The sequence below is a fragment of the Marivibrio halodurans genome (assembly GCF_017963645.1).
Classification (GTDB): Bacteria; Pseudomonadota; Alphaproteobacteria; order UBA8366; family Aestuariispiraceae; genus Marivibrio; species Marivibrio halodurans.
Map to the genome: position 1 here is coordinate 232072 of NZ_JAGMWN010000002.1, position 15794 is coordinate 247865.

General features: G+C 69.0%; 17 protein-coding genes. 12 read left to right on the plus strand and 5 right to left on the minus strand.

The genetic code is table 11. The annotated features are described in order from the left end of the window. Entirely contained in the window at positions 1–777 is a 777-nt protein-coding gene (gene phnF, locus KAJ83_RS05550; RefSeq protein ID WP_246484262.1) for a phosphonate metabolism transcriptional regulator PhnF, read from the minus strand. Positions 778–924: 147 nt separating this feature from the next. Here phnF and phnG point away from each other — a divergent pair, with 147 nt between their 5' ends. From phnG to phnN, 8 genes are read left to right on the plus strand one after another with little or no spacing between them, the layout of a single operon-like run. Further along, positions 925–1437, plus strand: a complete 513-nt coding sequence (gene phnG, locus KAJ83_RS05555) for a phosphonate C-P lyase system protein PhnG (protein ID WP_210681036.1) — start codon at positions 925–927, stop codon at positions 1435–1437. A gap of 3 nt (positions 1438–1440) precedes the next feature. Beyond that, positions 1441–2055 carry a phosphonate C-P lyase system protein PhnH gene (phnH, locus tag KAJ83_RS05560; RefSeq protein ID WP_210681037.1) on the plus strand — a complete coding sequence of 205 codons (615 nt, stop codon included), beginning with the start codon at positions 1441–1443 and terminating at the stop codon, positions 2053–2055. 4 nt (positions 2056–2059) lie between these two features. Then, on the plus strand, positions 2060–3208 hold the full coding sequence (locus KAJ83_RS05565; protein ID WP_210681038.1) for a carbon-phosphorus lyase complex subunit: 1149 nt from the start codon (positions 2060–2062) through the stop codon (positions 3206–3208). Further along, positions 3205–4101, plus strand: coding sequence for an alpha-D-ribose 1-methylphosphonate 5-phosphate C-P-lyase PhnJ (locus KAJ83_RS05570; RefSeq protein WP_281413098.1), 897 nt, complete (start codon positions 3205–3207; stop codon positions 4099–4101). Before KAJ83_RS05565 ends, KAJ83_RS05570 begins: the two co-directional genes overlap by 4 nt. Beyond that, a complete protein-coding gene (gene phnK / locus KAJ83_RS05575) occupies positions 4098–4928 on the plus strand; it encodes a phosphonate C-P lyase system protein PhnK (protein ID WP_417568567.1) in 831 nt (276 codons plus the stop codon). The genes KAJ83_RS05570 and phnK overlap by 4 nt, the downstream gene beginning before the upstream one ends. Beyond that, entirely contained in the window at positions 4925–5629 is a 705-nt protein-coding gene (gene phnL / locus KAJ83_RS05580; RefSeq protein ID WP_210681039.1) for a phosphonate C-P lyase system protein PhnL, read from the plus strand. The genes phnK and phnL overlap by 4 nt, the downstream gene beginning before the upstream one ends. Positions 5630–5660: 31 nt before the next feature. Next, positions 5661–6851, plus strand: a complete 1191-nt coding sequence (locus KAJ83_RS05585; RefSeq protein ID WP_246484263.1) for an alpha-D-ribose 1-methylphosphonate 5-triphosphate diphosphatase — start codon at positions 5661–5663, stop codon at positions 6849–6851. Continuing rightward, positions 6820–7461, plus strand: coding sequence for a phosphonate metabolism protein/1,5-bisphosphokinase (PRPP-forming) PhnN (phnN, locus tag KAJ83_RS05590; protein WP_343221954.1), 642 nt, complete (start codon positions 6820–6822; stop codon positions 7459–7461). Before KAJ83_RS05585 ends, phnN begins: the two co-directional genes overlap by 32 nt. Here the strand turns inward: phnN and KAJ83_RS05595 are convergent. The 4 genes from KAJ83_RS05595 to KAJ83_RS05610 form a co-directional block, all read right to left on the minus strand. Next, positions 7430–8110 carry a DUF1045 domain-containing protein gene (locus tag KAJ83_RS05595; protein ID WP_210681041.1) on the minus strand — a complete coding sequence of 227 codons (681 nt, stop codon included), beginning with the start codon at positions 8108–8110 and terminating at the stop codon, positions 7430–7432. The genes phnN and KAJ83_RS05595 overlap by 32 nt on opposite strands. A 54-nt stretch (positions 8111–8164) precedes the next feature. Next, entirely contained in the window at positions 8165–9961 is a 1797-nt protein-coding gene (locus tag KAJ83_RS05600; protein ID WP_343221955.1) for a TRAP transporter permease, read from the minus strand. Positions 9962–10128: 167 nt separating this feature from the next. Further along, complete coding sequence (locus KAJ83_RS05605; protein ID WP_210681043.1) at positions 10129–11097, minus strand: TAXI family TRAP transporter solute-binding subunit; 969 nt, start codon at positions 11095–11097, stop codon at positions 10129–10131. Between the two features lie 155 nt (positions 11098–11252). Further along, entirely contained in the window at positions 11253–12221 is a 969-nt protein-coding gene (locus tag KAJ83_RS05610; RefSeq protein WP_210681044.1) for a zinc-ribbon domain-containing protein, read from the minus strand. A gap of 333 nt (positions 12222–12554) precedes the next feature. On the opposite strand from KAJ83_RS05610, the gene ftsE reads away from it, so the two are divergent. Genes ftsE through KAJ83_RS05630 form a run of 4 tightly spaced genes read left to right on the plus strand, consistent with a single transcriptional unit; the run spans position 12555 to position 15600 of the window. Continuing rightward, positions 12555–13244 carry a cell division ATP-binding protein FtsE gene (gene ftsE, locus KAJ83_RS05615; RefSeq protein ID WP_210681045.1) on the plus strand — a complete coding sequence of 230 codons (690 nt, stop codon included), beginning with the start codon at positions 12555–12557 and terminating at the stop codon, positions 13242–13244. Further along, entirely contained in the window at positions 13241–14158 is a 918-nt protein-coding gene (locus KAJ83_RS05620) for a cell division protein FtsX (protein ID WP_210681046.1), read from the plus strand. The genes ftsE and KAJ83_RS05620 overlap by 4 nt, the downstream gene beginning before the upstream one ends. Positions 14159–14173: 15 nt before the next feature. After that, positions 14174–14827, plus strand: a complete 654-nt coding sequence (locus tag KAJ83_RS05625; RefSeq protein WP_210681047.1) for a YdcF family protein — start codon at positions 14174–14176, stop codon at positions 14825–14827. Beyond that, positions 14824–15600: a lysophospholipid acyltransferase family protein gene (locus KAJ83_RS05630; protein ID WP_210681048.1), complete on the plus strand. Its 777-nt coding sequence runs from the start codon at positions 14824–14826 to the stop codon at positions 15598–15600. Before KAJ83_RS05625 ends, KAJ83_RS05630 begins: the two co-directional genes overlap by 4 nt. Positions 15601–15794: the final 194 nt, after the last annotated feature.

Genomic DNA, 15794 nt, shown 5'->3' on the forward strand with positions numbered 1-15794 from the left:
CTATTCCGGGGCCACCTGCTCACGGGCGGCCTCTTCGCGAAACGGCTCCACCACCAATTGGACGCGGTCGCTGGAGAAACGGGTGACGCCATATTCGATGGCGCGGCCGTCGGCATCGACATCGACATTCTCGGTCTGGAGCAGGGGGCGGCCCACCGGTTGCTTGAGGAGCGCCGCTTCCTCCCGCGTCGGCATGCGTGCCGTGACGCGGGTCGATAGGCGGCGATAATCCGCCACGCCCATCCGCCGCAGCGATTCCGTCAGCGACCGGCACTCCCGATAATGCGCGTCGATGCCGGCGAACCGTTTGGCCGGCAGGTAATGCAGGCCGAGGGCGAGGGGGCGGTCGTCCGCCTCGCTCATCGCCTCGATCACGATGATGGGGGCGCCGACGCGCAGATTCAGGTGGCGCGCGATGACGCGGTCGGCCACCGCCTGCTCCGCCCGCAGCAGCCGATGGCCGGGCAGACGGTTCGCCCCCGCGATATTCTGGGAGAAGCGGGTGCGGTTGCCGATCGGATAGTCGATCGTCTCCTCCTGGACGAAGGTGCCGCGCCCCTGCTCGATCCGGACGGCGCCCCGCTCCGCCAAGGCCGCCATGGCGCGGCGCAGCGTGTGGCGGTTGACCGCGAAGCGCCGGGCCAGCGCCGCCTCCGCCGGCAGGCGTTCGCCGCGCGGATAGGTGCCGGCGCGGATATCCTCCATCAGCGTTTCGGCGATCCGGCTCCATGTCGTGCGGCCGGTCCCCATGCCGTCCCTATCGTCCGGCGGTGTCATGCGGCGGGTCTCCATGCGTTCGAATCATCCATCCGGCGTCACGGAATATTCACCCCGTGCCGAGCGGCATTTCCTTTACAACACATCCATTCTAAGCGATAAAAGATATAGACGTCTATACCAATTTACGAACTGGTCGAGAAATCGATGACGACACCCTCTTCCACGAATGCCGGTTCCCCCACCGGGGAGGATGCTCCGCGCAAGCAATGGATGGCCGTCCTGGCCAAGGCCCCCGCCAAGCGGGTCGAGGCCTTGGCCACCGCCTATCTGGAGGGGGTGGCGGATGCGGTCGCGCCGCGCTTCCGCGTGCTGCGGCGGCCGGAAACCGGCCTCGTCATGGTGCGCGGGCGGGCGGGCGGTACCGGCGATCCCTTCAATATGGGGGAGATGACGGTCACGCGCTGCACCGTGGTGCTGGAGCGGGACGGCGCGGCGGCGGTCGCGGGCCATGCCTATATCGCCGGGCGGGACCGGGCGCATGCGACGCTGGCCGCGAAGCTCGACGCCCTGCTGCAAACCGACGGCCATCATGGCCCGCTGATGGCCGCGCTGGTCGAGCCCCTGGCGCGCGAGGCGGAGGAACGCCGCGCCGCCCGGCGCCGCCGGGTGGGGGCGACCAAGGTTGATTTCTTCACCCTCGTCCGTGGGGAGGATTGAGCGATGGTAAGCGCCGCGATGATCGAGCCGCCGGCGGAAGGCTTCAGCGACCCCGTCCTGGATGCGGCCGAATGCTTTCGCGTCATCCTGGGCGCGTTGGCGACGCCGGGGACGCCGATGCGCCTGCCCCGCACCGTCGCCGCGCCCGACGCGTTGGGGCCCGAAGGGGCGGCGCTGGCGCTGACCCTGATGGATTTCGAGACGCGGGTCTGGCTGCATCCGGATATCGCGACCGAGGCGGTCGTCCGGTATCTCGCCTTCCATACCGGCGTCGTCCGCGCGTCGGAGGCGGGGGCGGCGGATTTCGCGGTGATGCCGATTGGCGCGGCAGTTTCGGTGCTGCCGACCCTCGTGGTCGGCACGGCGGATTATCCCGACCGTGCCGCCAGCGCGATCCTGCTGACAGATGGCATGGACGGCGGCGCGCCCGCGCGGTTGAGCGGGCCGGGCCTCGCCGCGCCGGTCGATTTCGCGCCGGCGGGGGCGACCTCCGCGCTCTGGTCGGTGTTGCGGGAGAATGCGGCGCGTTTCCCGCTGGGGGTCGATTGCTTCTTCGCCGGCGGCGGCGCCGTCGCCGGCCTGCCGCGCAGCACGCGGATCGAGAGCGGGGAGGGCTGAGCCCATGTATGTCGCGGTGAAGGGTGGCGAACGCGCGATCGAGAACGCGCACGGCCTGCTGGCCGAGGACCGGCGCGGCGATACCGAGGTGCCGGAACTGACGCCCGATCAGATCCGGGAGCAGATGAAGCTCGCCGTCGACCGGGTGATGACGGAAGGCTCGCTCTATGACCGGGAACTGGCGGCATTGGCGCTCAAGCAGGCGCGCGGCGATCAGATCGAGGCGATCTTCCTGCTGCGCGCCTATCGCACGACGCTGCCGCGTTTCGCCGCTTCGCGCCCCGTCGATACCGGGGCGATGGTGGTGGAGCGCCGTGTTTCCGCCACCTTCAAGGATCTGCCCGGCGGCCAGATCCTGGGGCCGACCTTCGACTATACCCATCGACTGATCGACCACGACCTTGCCGCGCCCCATCGACCCCGGCCGTGCGCGGAGGCGGCGCCGGTGGACGAGGCGATGCCGCGCGTCCTCGACCTGCTGGCGTGCGAGGGGCTGATCGAGCCGGCCGACCCCGCCGACCCCGCCGCGCCCGATCCCCCCGACGCATCCGGCGCGGCGGATCGGGAGGACGGGCAACCCGCCGACATCACGCGCGAGCCGCCGCGGTTCCCGGCCGGCCGCGACGCGCGGCTCCAGACCCTGGCGCGCGGGGACGAGGGGTTCCTGCTGGCACTGGCCTATTCCAGTCAGCGCGGCTATGGCCGCACCCATCCCTTCGCCGGGGAAATCCGGCTGGGCACGGTGCCGGTGTGCATCGCACCGGAGGAGTTGGGCTTCGAGATCGAGATCGGGGAGATCGAACTGACCGAATGCCAGATGGTGAACCAGTTCACCGGCGGCGCCGACCGCGCGCCCTGCTTCACGCGCGGCTATGGCCTCGCCTTCGGTCATGGCGAGCGCAAGGCGATGTCGATGGCGCTGGTCGATCGGTCGTTGCGCGCCGACGCGTTCGAGGAGACGCGCGACGCCCCCGTGCAGGACGAGGAATTCGTCCTCTCCCATTGCGACAATGTGCAGGCGACGGGTTTCGTGGAGCATCTGAAGTTGCCCCACTATGTCGATTTCCAGTCGGAGCTTGAATTGCTGCGCCGCCTGCGGCGCGAGCATGACGCGCGGAACGGCCCGGACGACAAGGCGGAGGCGGCGGAATGAACATCCCGGCGGCAATGGTCGAGCCCGCGGGCGGGCGCGACGATACCTATAACTTCGCCTATCTGGACGAACAGACGAAGCGCATGATCCGCCGCGCGCTGCTGAAGGCGGTGGCGGTACCCGGCTATCAGGTGCCCTTCGCCGGGCGGGAAATGCCGATGCCCTATGGTTGGGGCACGGGCGGGGTGCAGGTGACGGCCGCGATCCTGAAGGCCGACGATGTGCTGAAGGTGATCGACCAGGGGGCGGACGACACGACCAACGCGGTCTCCATCCGCAAGTTCTTCCGCCGCACGGCCGGCGTCGCGACGACGGAACGAACGGAGGCGGCGAATGTCATCCAGACGCGTCACCGTATCCCGGAGACGCCGCTGCGCGCCGGGCAGATCCTGGTCTATCAGGTGCCGATCCCGGAGCCGCTGCGCTTCCTGGAGCCGCGCGAGACCGAGACCCGCCGCATGCACGCCCATGCCGATTACGGGCTGATGCATGTGAAGCTTTACGAGGATATCGCGCGGCACGGCCATATCGCGACCACCTATGCCTATCCGGTGAAGGTGGCGGGGCGTTATGTCATGGACCCGTCGCCGACGCCTAAGTTCGACAATCCCAAAATGTCGGAATGCCCGGCGCTACAGCTTTTCGGCGCGGGGCGGGAGAAGCGGATCTATGCCATCCCGCCCTTCACGACGGTCGAGAGCCTGGATTTCGAGGATCATTCCTTCACCGTGCAGCGATGGGACCGGCCATGCGCGCTCTGCGGCGCGCGGGACAGCTTCCTGGACGAGGTGGTGACGGACGATCGCGGCGGGCGGATGTTCGTCTGTTCCGATACCGATTACTGCGCCCGGCGCCGCGACGCCGGCCACGGCCCGGAGGAGGAGGAGGCATGAGCGTGGAAGCGACGGTGACGCCGGAAGAGGCCCCGCCCGTGATGGCGGGCGACGACACGCCCCCGATCCTGGCGGTCGAGGGGCTGGCCAAGCAGTATGGTGGGCGGATCGGCTGCGCCGATGTCGGCTTCCGCCTCTGGCCGGGCGAGGTGCTGGGCATCGTGGGGGAGAGTGGCTCGGGCAAGACCACCGTGCTCAATTGCGCCGCCGGCCGCCTCGCGCCGACGGCGGGGCGCGTGCTCTATAGCGCGGCTGACGGCGCCACCCATGATGTCCACGCGATCGCGGAGACCGACCGCCGCCGCCTGATGCGTACCGATTGGGCCTTCGTCCATCAGCATGCGCGCGACGGCCTGCGCATGGGGGTGAGCGCCGGGGCGAATGTGGGGGAACCCCTGATGGCGCTCGGCGCGCGGCATTATGGCCGCATCCGTACCGCCGCCGGCGATTGGCTGACCCGCACGGAGATCGACGCGGATCGGATCGACGACCGGCCGACGACCTTCTCCGGCGGCATGCAGCAGCGCTTGCAGGTCGCCCGCGCGCTGGTGGCGGAACCGCGCCTCGTCTTCATGGACGAGCCGACCGGCGGCCTCGACGTGTCGGTTCAGGCGCGGCTGCTCGATCTCTTGCGGGGGTTGGTGACGGAACTCGGCCTCGCCGCCGTGATCGTGACGCATGATCTGGCGGTGGCGCGACTGCTTTCCCACCGGCTTCTGGTGATGCGGCGCGGCCGGGTGGTGGAAACCGGCCTGACCGATCAGGTGCTGGATGATCCGCAGCATCCCTATACCCAACTTCTCGTCGCCTCGGTGTTGCAGCCATGACGGACCGCCTTCGTATCGAGAATGTCGGCAAGCGTTTCACGCTCCATAATCAGGGGGGCGTGGCGATTCCGGTCCTGCGCGGTGTATCGCTCGCCGTCGCGGGGGGCGAGTGCGTGGCGCTGACCGGCCCCTCCGGCGCGGGGAAGAGCACGCTGATGCGCATGATCCACGCGAACTACCGCACCGACGAGGGGTCGATCCGCCTGCGCGCGGATGGGCAGGCCCCGTGGATCGAGCTTGCCGGGGCCGACCCGCGCGCCGTGCTGGCCGTGCGGCGTGGGACGCTCGGCTATGTCAGCCAGTTCCTGCGCGTCGTGCCGCGCGTGCCCGCGCGCGAGGTGGTGGCGGAGCCCCTGATCGCGCTCGGCCGGCCGGTCGAGGCGGCGCGCGCGGCGGCGGAGGCTATGCTGGCGCGTCTCAACCTGCCGGAGGCGCTGTGGCGGCTACCGCCCGCCACCTTCTCCGGCGGGGAGCAGCAGCGCGTCAATATCGCGCGCGGCTTCATCCACCCCTATCCGGTGTTGTTGCTGGACGAGCCGACGGCCTCCCTCGACGGGGCGAACCGCGCGGTCGTGCTCGACCTGATCGGGGAGGCGAAGGCGCGGGGTGCCGCGATCGTCGGTATCTTCCACGATGCGCAAGCGCGCGCGGCGGTCTGCGACCGGGAATTCGAGATCGCGCCCCTTGGCGCGGTGGCGTAGAACAACGGACGGATAGCGGAGAGGAGCGGCGATGCGCCGGCGCGACGGATTGACGGCACGGGAAGGAACGATGGGCGCGGAACGCGGCGAGACGGTACTGACCAATGCGCGGCTGGTCCTGACGGACGAGGTGGTGACGGGCACCATCGCCCTTTCCGGCGGGCGGATCGCGGCCATCGACCAGGGGGCGTCCGCCCTGCCGGGCGCCATCGATTGCGTGGGCGATCTGGTCATGCCGGGGTTGGTCGAGCTTCATACCGACAATCTGGAAAAACATATGCTGCCCCGGCCGCGCGCGCATTGGCCGGCCGTGCCGGCCGTGGTGGCGCATGATTCGCAGGTGATCGGCGCGGGCATCACGACGGTCTTCGATGCGCTCTCCGTCGGCGCGGTGGTGGATAACGAGGTTCGCATCAAGCGCATCGGCGAGATGCTGGACGCGATCGAGGCCGCGCGGGCGGACGATCTGACCAAGGCGGAGCATCTGCTGCATCTGCGCTGCGAGATCAGCTATCCGCACTTGCAGGATGCGCTCGCCGGGCTGATCGACAAACCGGGCGTGCGGCTGATTTCGGTCATGGATCACACGCCGGGCCAGCGCCAATTCACCGACGAGCGGACCTATCGCGATTACTACGCCGCGAAATTCGGCCTGTCCCCGGCGGAGATGGATGCCTTCATCGTCGATCGACGGCGCGATCAGGAACGCCACGCGGCGGCGAACCGCGCCCATGTCGTCCAGGCGGCGCGGGATCGTGGCCTATCGCTCGCCAGTCACGACGACGCGACGGCGGCGCATGTGGCCGAGGCCGTGGCCGACGGCATGACGCTGGCCGAATTCCCGACGACGGTGGAATCCGCCGCCGCCTCCCATGCGGAGGGGCTGGCCGTCATGATGGGCGCGCCGAACGTCGTGCGCGGCGGCTCGCACTCCGGCAATGTCTCGGCGCTCGAACTGGCCCGGCGCGGCACGTTGGACGCGATCTCCAGCGACTATGCCCCGGCGGCCCTGCTGCACGCCGCCTTCCTTTTGGCGGAGCAGGTGGAGGCGATCACCCTGCCCCGCGCGGTGGCGATGGTGACGGTGACGCCCGCGCGCGCCGCCGGCCTTGCCGACCGCGGCGATCTGGCGGTGGGCCAGCGCGCCGACATCATCCGTGTGCGCGCGGCGAGCCACCCGGTGCTGCGCGGTGTCTGGCGGGAGGGCGCGCGGGTTGCCTGAACGGGCGCCTTCGCCTTTTCCGGGCCGCCTTGTCCTCGTCGTCGGGCCGAGCGGCGCGGGCAAGGATTCCGTCATGCGGGCGGCCCGCGACGGCCTGCCGGACGGCGAACCAGACGCTGGACGGGACATTCGCTTCGTCACCCGCTGGATCACCCGCCCGGCGGAGGACGAGGCCGCAACCGTGGGCGAGGCGCATCGGCCCGTCGATCCCGAGACGTTCGAGCGGCTGGCCGGGGAAGGGGCCTTCGCCCTGCATTGGGCGGCGCACGGGCTGCGTTACGGCCTTCCGGTGACGATCGAGGGGTGGCTGGCCGAGGGCGCGGTGGTGGTGGCCAATGTCTCCCGCACGGTGATCGATCGCGCGCGGGCCCGTTATCCGGGGCTGGTCGTCCTGCATATCACCGCCGCCCCGGCGGTGCGCGCCCGGCGCCTCGCCGCGCGCGGCCGGGAGGGCGAGGCGGAGGTCGCCGCGCGCCTCGCCCGCGCGGATCTGGCCGTGCCGGAGGGGGGCGACGTGGTGATGGTCGCGAATGACGGCGATCTGGCGGCGGCGGCGGCGCGCGTGCGCGACCTGCTGCTCACCCTCGTCCGAGAAGCGGGTAGGAGGTAAGCCGCATGAACGGCCGCCCGCCGCCCGGGTCCCCGAACAACGTCAGCGCGTCGAGCGTGAAGGGCGCGGCCAGCACCGGCGCCAGCGCCGGTTTGAGCGCGGCGGCCACCGCCCGCCGTGCCTCCCCGTCGAGCGGGCCGGTCAGCGTCAGATGGAACCGGAACGCCTCCATCACATAGGGATAGCCCCAGCGGTCGAGCAATTCCTCCTGCCGGGCGGTCAGGCCGGCGGCGCGGCGGCGTTGCCTCTCCGCCTCGCTCGCCTCGGCGCGGAAATCGTCCAGTTCGACGACGCAAGAGTCCGCGACCGGCCGGATCGGTCCGTCATCCGGAACGGGCACGAGGGCGAGGAAACGGCCGATCTCCTTGAGCGCCAGCCCCTCGGTTCGGGCGGGGGCGAGACGGGTGGCCAGTGCCTCCACCGCCGCTTCGATCGCTTCCCGCCCACCGCATCCGTCGGCGAGCGCGAAGGGCGGCTTCAACGTGCCGTGGAAGCCATAGCGCGCGGGCGCCTCGGTCGCTGCCGCCACCACCGCCGGGTTGAGCCCGATCGCCGGGTCCGGGGCGCCGCCCAGCCAGCCGGCGCCGAAACGATCCAAGGGGCTGCCCGCCGGCGGGGCGTAATAGATGGCGAAACGCGCGAATCTCATGGCCCCAAGGACTATCCCGATTGCGTTACCGTCTTACGGCGGTTCCGTTTTCGCTTACCCGAAGAAGGGCGCATAGAATACCAGCACCGCGCCCCCCGCCAGCGCCAGCAGGGCGAGGAGCGGGCGATCCCGGAAATGAACCGTCGCCCAACTGGTGGAGGCGAGGCCGACCGCGATCTTGGCGAAGGCGAAGAGGGCGGGGAAGACCCCGTCCTCCGGCCGGATCAGCGCCGGGTTCGCGACCATCGCCAGCGGCACCAGATAGAGCCCGAGGCCGAGCCGCATGGCATATCCCGCGACCCGCAGCCAGGGGGCGTCCGCCATGCCCGCGGCGATGAAGACCGTGCCGCAGACCGGCGGCGTGATGGTGGAGAGCAGCGCGTACCAGAAGACGAAGAGATGCACGGTCAGCGCCGGCAGGCCCAGCTCCTGAAGCGCCGGGCCGGCGACGGAGACGCAGATGACATAGGCCGCCGTCGTCGGCACCTCCATCCCCAGGATCAGGCAGGCAAGCGCGGTCAGCAGCAGCGCGATCCAAAGCTCCCCGCCGGAAAGCGCCAGGATCGCGGAGGTGACCTTCACCCCCAGCCCGGTCATGTTGAGGACGCCGATCACCAGCCCCGCGCAGATGATGATCGCCGCGATGGTCGCGATCTGACGGGCGGCGTCGATCGTGGCGGCCGATAGGCGGGCCAGCGCCGGCCGGATCGCCAGGCTGCCCGTGCGGTCGGTGACCAGCAGGGCGGTCGCCGCGAAGGCGGCGATGGCGGCGGCGTATTGCGGGGTCTTGCCGCTGGCGAATAGGATCGCGAGCAGCACCGCGAAGGGAATCGCGAAGAAGGGAAGTGTCGCCAGGACGAGCCGCATGGAAGGCAGTTCCTCCGCCGCCATGCCGCGCAGATTGCCGCGCCGGGCAAAAAGCTCCACCCCGAACCAGGCGGCGACGAAGAACAGGATCGCCGGCAATACCGCCGCCATCATGATGGTGACGTAGGAGACGCCCAGCAGTTCCACCATGACGAAGGCGCCCGCGCCCATCAGCGGTGGCATGATCTGCCCGCCGGAGGAGGCGACCGCCTCCACCGCCGCGGCGAGGGCCGGCGGATAGCCGAGGCGCTTCATCGCCGGCAGCGTCACCGCCCCTGTCGAGGCGACATTGGCCGAGGCCGAACCGCTGATCGAGCCGAACAGCGCCGATGCCAGGATCGAGACCTTGGCCGCGCCCGCCCGCAGACGACCCGCCAGCTTCGCCGCCAGCGCCATGAAGCCGGTTCCGCCCTCGCCCGCGCCGATGACGGCGCCCAGGATCACGAAGACCGCCACCACGTTCATGGATATCCCGGTGAGCGGCCCCCACAGGCCGCCCTCCGCCACGACCAGCGTGCCGAGGAAGCTGTCGACCGGCATGCCCGCATGGCCGAAACGCCCGGGTAGATACTGACCCAGCAGGCCATAGGCGAGGGCGACCACCGCGATGGCGGGCAGGGCCAGCTTCACCATGCGGCGCGCCGCCTCCAGCACGACCAGGATCAACAGGATCGCGATGATCCGCTGATCGAGCCCCTGGAGACTGCCATATTGGTCGCCCAGCATGTCCTGGTTCAGCACGACCCAAAGACAGCCACCGGCCCCCGCCAGGAACAACAGCCAGTCCACCGCCCCACGCCAGCCCCGCCACGACGCCGGCCGGTCCCCCGCCATCACGAAGATCCAGGGCAGTACCAGCAGCAGGTGGATCGGCCGGCTGATCAGGTTCGGCATCAGCCCGGCGAAGGTCAGCCAGAGGTGAAAGCCGACGGATGCGGCGGCCAGCAGCAGGGCCACCGGATGCGCGCGCCATCCGTCATCCACGCGGGGACTGGTCCACAAGGACATGGGGGATCGCTTTCAAAGCAGGCCCCCACCCGCCGGGGCGGGATGGGGGCCAGGGTCGTTTCGCGATGCCGGCCCCTCCCCTTGCCCGGTTCCGCCGATATGTCGCGCGGCGGCCGGAGGAGGAGGGTCGGTCCGTGCGCGATTTACTTCAAGGCGTCGGGAATGGCGATCCCGGCTTCCTCGTAATAGCGCAGCGCGCCCGGATGCAGCGGACCCGCCATGGTCGCCAGCATGGCCGGATCGACACCGGCCCACCAGCGCGCGACCTCCGCCATGCTCTCCTTGCTCTCCCAATAGGATTTGGTGAGCTGATAGGCGGTCTCGTCGTCCATCTTGGTGGTGGTGTAGGCGCCGACCGGAAGGGAGGTGGTCAGCGTATCCGCCTCCACGCCCGGATAGGTGCCGCCCGGGATGACGAGGCGCGTGCGCCCGGTCTCCGCCACCTGCTCCTCGGTCATGGACAGCAGGGCGATATCGACGCTGGCGGCGGCCTCCATCACGTTCGGCGCGGGATAGGACCCGGCCGTGGCGAAACCGTCGACCTGGCCGTTCTGCAGGGCGGGGACGGCGGAGTTGAGCTCGACATCGACGAGATCGGGGCTGACGCCGAATTTCTCGAAATTCGCCTCCGCCTCGCGCGCGCCGAAGCTGCCCTTGCCGATGATGAAGCCCTTGCCGTCGAGGTCGGCGAAGGTGCCGATGCCCGCATCGGCGCGGACGACGTAATGCATGGTCAGCGACGGGATGACGAACAGCGCGCGGATATCGCCATAGTCCTTCCCGTCCTCGAACATCTTCGTGTTGCCCTTGGCCAGCTTGATCAGCGCCGGCGGGGTGGTGAAGACATAGGCCCCCTCGCGCAGGGCGGCTTCCTTGACGTTCTGGACGGAGCCCTGGCTCTCCTCGACCGTTACCTGGATGGCGCCGTCGGTCGCCTTCTGCACGGCCTCTGCCACCTGAACCGCCATCTGGTAATAGGACGAGGTGGATTTCGCCGATTTATAGGTGACGCGCGTCTGCGCCGCGGCCGGATCGCCGGCGAGACCGGTCGCCGCGATCGCGGCCGCCGCGCCGAGTGTCGCGAGGAATTTCGTGATGGTGCGTCGAGCCATGGCTCGGTTCCTCCCATTCTCGTGGCATTGCCCCTTCGGACCTTGGGGACGGATCGTGGCACTTACCCCGTGGTGCGGCAACGGGCAAGGGCGGCAAGACACGGGATGGCGCCCATGTTCGAACGGCGCGGCAACGTCCCGGCCGGCATGACGGGCTATTGGCTGTGGCCGGTGGCGCTATCGTCTTCCGGGGGGCTCTCGGGGGCGCCGCCGGCCGGTTCCGCGTCGTTCTGCCCGGATTCGTCTTGTTCCGTTTCGTCCTGTTCCGTCCGGGTCGCGTCGGCCTCGTCGGCCATCTCCTCCGGCCGGGTGAAGGTGACGAGCAGGTCCGTCGCGCCGCGCGGCGGGTTGCTGACGCTGGTCTTGTACGCGACCGTCTCGCCCGGCAACACGCGCGGCTCCTCGGTGCCGAAGCTCCAGACATGGACTTCCATGTCCTGGGCGTTGAGCAGCGCGCCGCGCAGCAGCGGCACGTCGATCGGCTCGGCGGAGGTGTTGGTGATGCCGCCGGTCACTTCCAATACCCGTTCGTCCTGCTTGATGAGGGCGCGGGTCGTCGGTTGCTCGATCTTCAGGCCGAAGCCGAGTGTATCCACCGGGAAGCCGATGGCGGCGAAGATCGCGTTGGCCGGCCGATAGGCCTTCACGATGTCGAAGCGCAGGAAGAATCCACCGATAGCGACGCCGAGCACGAGGACACCCAGCACGATCCAGGCGCCGAGCGGTGACTTCTTCTTCGGCTGCGGGCGGCGTTGGCGGGGAATGATTTCCTCGTCCGCGCCGAATGGTGGGGCTTCAAAGGCCGGTGCCTCGGATCGCACCGAGGAGGGGGGTGGCCCTATATCCACGTCGCTCGCATCCTCCTCCTCGTCGTCATCGAAGGACGCGCGGAAGGGGATGTCCTCCTCCGGTTCCGGTTCCGGTTCACGCCGGGGAGGGGGTTCTCGGCGTGGCGGGGGGCTCGGTGCCGCCTGGCCGGGGGCCGCGCTGTCCGGTTCCAGGTCGTCCTGTGTCGCGAACCAGACATGACTGCACTTCGCGCATCGCACCGACCGGCCCCGGTCACCCAACGCCTCGGGCTTGACCTTGAATCGGGTCGAGCAGTTCGGACAGGTAAGGGCCATTGCAGGATGCGACCTTTATCGAGAATTCCGCACGGTTATAGGATCATGCCCCGATTCGTGCAATAAATCGCAAGGCTCGGCTTTACGCCGGCGCGCGAACCATGCGCCGCGCCGCCCGGCTTTACGCCGGCGCGCGAACCATGCGCCGCGCCGCCCGGCTTTACGCCGGCGCGCGAACCATGCGATTGTCGCGCATGATGGCAAGAAGCGCCGCGCCCTCCGTTGCTCGGGATGACCGCACCGCTTGGAAAGTATATTCCGGGCCGGGCGATGTCGGGGGCGTCGGGCGTCAACCCGATCGCGTCGAGCCCGCTATCCACCGGTGAGCCCCGCATGATCCGTTTCGAGAATGTCGGCATGCGCTACGGCGCCGGTCCGGAGGTTCTGCACGATGTCAGTTTCGAACTGGCGCCGGGCGCCTTCCGATTCCTGACGGGGGCGAGCGGTGCGGGGAAGTCCTCCCTGTTGCGGCTGATGTATCTCTTCCACCGGCCGAGCCGGGGGCTGATCAATGTCTTCGACCAGGATATCTCGATGTTGCGGCGCGACGATCTGCCGGCGCTGCGCCGGCGCATCGGGGTCGTGTTCCAGGAGTTCCGACTACTCGACCATTTGAGCGCCTTCGAGAATGTGGCCCTGCCCCTGCGCGTCGGCGGGCATGGCGAGGGGCTGATTCGCAAGAATGTGGGCGAATTGCTCGAATGGGTCGGTCTCAAGGATCACATGAACGCACGGCCGGCCACGCTTTCCGGTGGGCAGAAGCAGCGCGTCGCCATCGCGCGCGCGGTGATCAGCCGCCCGGCCCTGCTGCTCGCCGACGAGCCCACGGGCAATGTCGACGACCGTATCGCCATGCGCCTGCTCTATCTGCTGGAAGCGCTGAACCGCCAGGGAACGACGGTGGTCGTCGCGACGCATAACCAGGCGTTGATCGAACGGTTCGACTATCCCTCCATGCATTTGGAGGACGGAATCCTGCACAGCCGCGACGTGCCGGGACGCGGGCCGGAGGTGTCGCGATGAGTGCCGAGCGTGCCCGCGCCCGTGCCGTGATTCCCTTCTCGGCCGATCCGGCCGGGCGTCTGATGCCCTGGTTGATCGGCTTCATGACGTTCGTCGCGGGACTGGCGCTCGCGGGGGCTTTGACGCTCGACACCTTCGCCGACAGTTGGAGCGAGGGGCTGGCCGACAGCATGACGGTACAAATCCCGCCGCCCGCCGACGAAATGGGCGATGCCCAGGCGGCCGAAGCCCGCATCGACGAGACGGTGGAAAGGGCGCTGCGGGTTCTGCGTCAGACCGACGGCGTGGCCAGCGCCGAATCACTGCCCGATGCGCGCATCCGCGCCTTGCTGGAGCCCTGGCTCGGCGCCACACTCGACCCCGGCAGCCTGCCGTTGCCTCGTTTGATCGCGGTCGAGATCGCCGGACCCGATGCGGTCGATCTGCCCACCCTGCGCAACCGGCTGGCGACGGTGGCGCCGGATGCGCGGCTGGATGATCACGGCCTGTGGCGCGCGCGTCTCGTCACCTTCCTAAACGCGCTGCAATTGGTCGGTCTCGCGGTGGTGGCGGTCGTGGTGCTGGCGGCGGCGACGGTTGTGGTTTTCGCGACGCGCGGCGGGCTTCTGGCCCATGGGGAGGCGATCGAATTGCTGCATCTGATCGGCGCGTCCGACGGCTATATCGCCCGGCAGTTCCAACGCCAGGCCCTGAAGGCGAGCCTGAAGGGCGGGATCGGCGGAATCCTGGTGGCGGGTGCCACGGTCGTGGCATTGGGGCAGGGCGCGGCGGCGACCGGGGCGGACTTGCCATCGCCGCTCGTCCTGCGCACGGAGGACTGGCCCTATTTGGCGATTTTGCCGGCGGCGATGGCCGTGCTGGCCTTCCTGGCCGCGCGGCGTACCGTGCTGCGCAGTCTGCGCCGGATGCCGTGACGGGTCGCCCGCGCCATGCCGCTCACCTTCTCCTCCCGCGATCGTAGGCCCTGGCGCCGCCGTCTGTTGTTCTGGGCGGTGGTCCTGGCGCTTCTCGCCTGGACCGTCGGGTTGATCGGTTTCGCCTACGGCCTGCCGGACGAAGTCGGGGCGCCGAGCGAGCGCACGGATGCGATCGTGGTTCTGACCGGGGGATCGCAACGGTTGGAGACGGGGCTGGATTTGCTGGCCCGGGGCATGGCGGGGAAGCTTTTCGTCTCCGGTGTCCATCGCGGGGTCGACGCGGCCGAGTTGCTGCATGTGGCGCAGCAGGAGCCGGGGCGCCTGGAATGCTGCATCGTGATCGACTACAACGCGGACGATACGATCGGCAACGCGCGCGAGACCGCGCGTTGGGTCAGCGCGCACGGCGTGGGCTCTATCCGGTTGGTGACCTCCGCCTATCACATGCCGCGCAGTCTTCTGGAATTCGAGGCGGCCTTGCCGAATGTCCGCATCCTGTCGCATCCGGTCTTCCCCCCCAATGTGAAGCAGGAAGGGTGGTACCGCTATCCGGGGACCGCGGCGCTGTTCGCGGTCGAATATACGAAATATCTGCTGGCGCGCCTTCGGTTGACGATCGAAAGGGTCGGCCGCGAGATCCTAGAGGAGGGAGAGCCGCAGACATGAACCCCAAGACCGTCCACCCACCCTCGACACCCCCGCCCGGCGGGCGCGCGCGGTTGCCCGTGCGTCCGCTCGACCGCGTGCGGTCGCTTCTGTTCGCGCTGCTGTTCTATTCGATATCGGCGGTCATGGCGCTTGGCCTGTTGCCGTTTCTGGTGCTGCCGGCCCGGTGGATCAAGCCGGTCTGCTATAGCTGGGTTTCCATCTTCATGGTGTTGAGCCGGGAGGTTCTCGGCATCCGCATGCGGGTCAAGATGGACCGCGCCGCCTCGGACGCGATCGCCGCCGGACCGGTCGTCTTCGCGGCCCAGCATCAATCCATGTGGGAGACGATCGTCTTCAACGGCCTGTTGAACGCGCCCTCCTTCGTCCTGAAGCGCGAACTGATCCGCCTCCCGGTCTTCGGACTTTTCCTGCGCAAGTTCGGCATGATCGCGATTGATCGCGCGGCCGGGGCATCGGCGCTCAAGGGCATGGTCCGACAGGCCCGGGCCCAGATCGCCTCCGGCCGTTCCGTCGTGATCTATCCTCAGGGCACCCGCGTCCCCCCGGGCGAGAAGAAGCCCTACCTGCCCGGCGTGGCCGCGCTCTATACCCAACTCGACGTTCCGGTGATTCCGATCGCGCTGGATTCCGGGCGGCTTTGGCCGCGAGGCGCCTTCGTCAAGCGCGCCGGAACGGTGACCGTCACCCTATTGTCCCCCATTCCCGAGGGTCTCGACCGAAAGAGCTTCATGCGGACGCTTGAGAACCGAATCGAAAGCGCCTGTGGATAACCATGTTGATGAGACTCGCTGCTTTTCGCACCGCTCCGATTTCTTCCCATTTGGCAGGGGGTTGGGAAGTTAGAGCGGGGTGAGCGTCCCTTCGGCGGCCAAAACAAAAGCCGAACAATGTCCCTGGACAGCGCCGTCCCGCGTTCTATAATGATTTCCGATTGAAAATCATGGACTTAACGCCATATCGCCAG